The sequence below is a fragment of the Micromonospora sp. NPDC005413 genome (genome assembly GCF_040606435.1).
Lineage (GTDB): Bacteria > Actinomycetota > Actinomycetes > Mycobacteriales > Micromonosporaceae > Micromonospora.
This window is the reverse complement of the sequence record NZ_JBEXEV010000015.1, coordinates 1-3,406: the sequence shown is the minus strand read 5'-3', so window position 1 is coordinate 3,406 and position 3,406 is coordinate 1. Positions and strand designations below refer to the sequence as shown.

General features: G+C 72.3%; 4 protein-coding genes. All 4 read right to left on the bottom strand.

Translation table 11 applies throughout. From position 1 onward, the window contains the following. Positions 1-30: 30 nt before the first annotated feature. Positions 31-1,107 carry an NAD-dependent epimerase/dehydratase family protein gene (locus tag ABZS37_RS17720; protein WP_355170148.1) on the bottom strand — a complete coding sequence of 359 codons (1,077 nt, stop codon included), beginning with the start codon at positions 1,105-1,107 and terminating at the stop codon, positions 31-33. 122 nt (positions 1,108-1,229) lie between these two features. Further along, entirely contained in the window at positions 1,230-1,331 is a 102-nt protein-coding gene (locus tag ABZS37_RS17715; RefSeq protein ID WP_007465623.1) for an AURKAIP1/COX24 domain-containing protein, read from the bottom strand. Between the two features lie 214 nt (positions 1,332-1,545). Next, a complete protein-coding gene (locus tag ABZS37_RS17710; protein ID WP_007465625.1) occupies positions 1,546-1,755 on the bottom strand; it encodes a helix-turn-helix domain-containing protein in 210 nt (69 codons plus the stop codon). A gap of 212 nt (positions 1,756-1,967) precedes the next feature. Beyond that, positions 1,968-3,152 carry an ABC transporter permease gene (locus ABZS37_RS17705; RefSeq protein WP_355170146.1) on the bottom strand — a complete coding sequence of 395 codons (1,185 nt, stop codon included), beginning with the start codon at positions 3,150-3,152 and terminating at the stop codon, positions 1,968-1,970. Positions 3,153-3,406: the final 254 nt, after the last annotated feature.

Below are 3,406 nucleotides of genomic sequence, written 5' to 3'. Positions count from 1 at the left end.
GGGCTCGCAAAACCGGCTCACTCCTCGCGCTCACGACGCCACCTCCCGCACTGCGGAGCGGACCTGCCGAATGCCGTCCAGAACGAGTTGTTCGGCGGCGGCCAACTGATCCCGGGTGACCACCACCCCACCGTGGTGGGCGCGGATGAAGTCCTCGAACGCTGCGGCGGTGGAGCGGGGCGTGAAGCCGAACTCCTGCTCAAGGCGGGTGGTGTCGACCACCCGGCCGTGCACGAAGAGGTCGACCTGGTCCAGGCCGTAGCCGCCGAAGCCCATGCTCCGGGCCAGCGCGGCGGCACCGGAGAGACCCGGCTCCAGCACCGGCACGGCCACCCGGCCGGCCCGCCGGATCGCCTGGGACAGCGACAGCACCCCCGGGCCGGCGACGTTGTAGGTGCCGGGATGGTCCTCCACGATCGACCGGTGCAGCACCTCCAACGCGTCGTCGAAGTGCAGGAACTGCAGACGGGGATCACGGCCGAAAACGGTTGGCACGAACGGCTGCGAGAAATAGCGGGTCAACGTGGTGTCGGCGGTCGAGCCGATGAACGGGGCGAAGCGCAGCACCGTCGCGGTGACGTCGGATCGGCGGCGCCGGAAGCCACGGACGTACCCCTCGATGTCGAGGATGTCGCGGCCGAAACCGCCGCGCGGCACCTCGCGGGGCTCGGTCTCCTCGGTGAAGACCGCCGGATCCCGGAACGACACCCCGTAGGCGGCGGTCGACGAGCGGACCACAAGCTTGCGCAGACGGGGCGCCCGTTGGCAGGCGGCGAGCATCTGCATGGTGCCGATGACGTTCTGGTCCTTCATGGCCGACCGGCCACCGTGCTGCTGGTCGGGGGCGCTGACCAGAGCGAGGTGCACCACCGCGTCGACGTCCAGGTCGGCGAGCAGGCCACCGAGCGAACCGGTGTCGACACGGATCCGTTCGACCCGGTCCAGCAGGTCGGTGAACTCGGCGCCGGGGTCCGGCGCGTCCACCCCGATGACCCGTTCGATCCGGGGGTCGGCGGCCAGCCGGGCCGCCACGTGGGCACCCAGATAGCGGCCCACCCCGGTGACGACGACGACCCCCGGAGCACCTGAGGTGCCACCGGGGGTCATCTGACGCACCTACCCCGGCAGGGAGGATCGAGCCGGGACGACCACGGCCTGATCACCTGAGCCTCCGGAGGTCGACAGTTTGGCAAGTGATGCCGAACGCCGGGCCATGAGCCCGGCGGCGATCACTTGCCGAGACGGCGACGCTGGACGCGGGTCTTGCGCAGCAGCTTGCGGTGCTTCTTCTTAGCCATGCGCTTACGGCGCTTCTTGACCACCGAGCCCATACGACAGCCTTTCGATACAACGTGCGGGGCGGACCGGATGACACCACGCAGGTGGCGACGGCGACCGCTTGCGGACAACGGACCGGACCGGTCTGGGCGGCGGGGCGCACCGGTGGGGTCTCGGTCGGGCTCCAGGGTAGCCGGAGAGCGTCAGCCGGACCAACGCGCCCCCGTCGGTACCGGTTAGGGGGCACGCGGGGGGCGGTGCGGTGGCTCAGGCAGTCTCCTGAAAAGCACCGCGGAGATATTCGTGCACCGCATGCTCGGGCACCCGGAATGACCGGCCGACCCGGACGGCGGTGAGCTCACCGCTGTGCACCAGGCGATAGACCGTCATCTTCGACACCCGCATGACCGTCGCCACCTCCGCGACGGTCAGGAACTTGACCTCCGACAGCCGCCCGTCGGACTGCGACCCGGCCATGGCTCACCGACCCATCCCATGCCCGGCGCGTGCCAACCCGACGGATGCTCCGGGCCGGGCCGGCGACGCGCGTGTTACCAGTACGGTAGCGGGGCGGCTGTGACCGGCGCGATCCCTTCGTACAACTGATCATGTTTCGATCGCTGGTTCACCCGGTCCGCGCTCCCGGTATTCGCCCGCCTGCTCCCGCCGTCCGGTTGCTCCTGCGCTGCTCACTCGGCGCGCAGCGCGACCACCGGGTCGAGCCGGCCGGCCCGCTGCGCGGGGACGACCCCGAAGACGATGCCCACCACCGCCGATACGCCGAAAGCGAGCGCCAACGACCACCAGGTGATCGCGGCCGGGATCGGCGACAGCGCGTCCACCAGCAGGGCGGTTCCCACGCCCAGCGCCATCCCGGTCAGCCCACCGATCGTGGTGAGCAGCACCGCCTCCAGCAGGAACTGCACCCCGATGTCGCGGGGGCGCGCGCCGACGGCCTTGCGCAGCCCGATCTCCCGGGTCCGCTCTCGGACACTGACCAGCATGATGTTGGAGACACCGACCCCGCCGACGAGCAACGAGATACCGGCGATCGCAGCCAGCACGCCGGTCAGGACGCCGAGGATGTCGCCGAGTACGCCAAGGATCTGCTGCTGGGTGACCGCGCTGAACTCGGTGTCAGGGTGGCGGCGGTTCAGCTCGGCGACGATCCGCTGGCCCAGCTCGTCGATGTGCTCCCGGTCCGGTGCCTTCACCGCGATGCCGTCCACCCGCTGGGTGCCCCAGAGCCGCTGGGCGGCGGTCACCGGCACGTGTACCTCGTCGTCCCGGTCGACGCCGAGGCTCTGCCCGAGTGGCGTGAAGACGCCGATCACCCGGAACCGCACGCCGGCCAGCGCCACCTGCTGGCCGAGCGGGTCCCGGTCGGGGAAGAGCGCGCGGGCCACCGAGTCGCCGAGCACCGCGACCCGCCGGCTGGTGTCCACGTCGGTGGCGGTGAGGTAGCGACCCCGGGCCAGCGACCGCGTGAACACCGCCGGGGTGGTCTCCAGCACACCCTGCACCGTGGTGAAGTCGGAGTGGGCGCCGGCCCGCGCGGTCGCGCCGGAGGCGACGGTGACCGCCACCCGGTCGGGGTCGCCGACCAACCGGGCGACGGCGTCCACGTCCTTGAGGGTCAGTGGCGAGACAACCGGCGCGTTGCCCACCTCGATCCTGCCGGGGACAACCAACAGCAGGTTGGAGCCGAGGCCCTCGACCTGTTGCTCGACCTTCTGTTTGGTGCCGGTGCCGATGGCCACCAGCAGGACCACCGAGGCCACCCCGATGATCACGCCGAGCATGGTCAGCGCGCTGCGCAACCGGTTGGCCCGTAGGGCGTCCAACGCCACCCGCCACGCCTCGGCGACCCTCACGCCGCACCTCCGGGCCGCTCGGCCCCGGGCGTACCCGGGTCGGCCTCGCGCTCGGGCTCGGCGCTGCCCGGGTCGACCTCCCGCTCGGGCTCGGTCTCGGCCCTGCGCGGGTCAGCCTCCCGCGGAAGGCGTCCGGTGGCGCCGGCGGGGCCGGCCGGGCCCCCCGGCGGGGGGGCCGGGGCGCGGGCCGGGCCCGGGCCGGGGGGCGCGCGGGGGGGGGGGTCCCCTGTGGCCGGGCGGCCGAGGGGAAACGC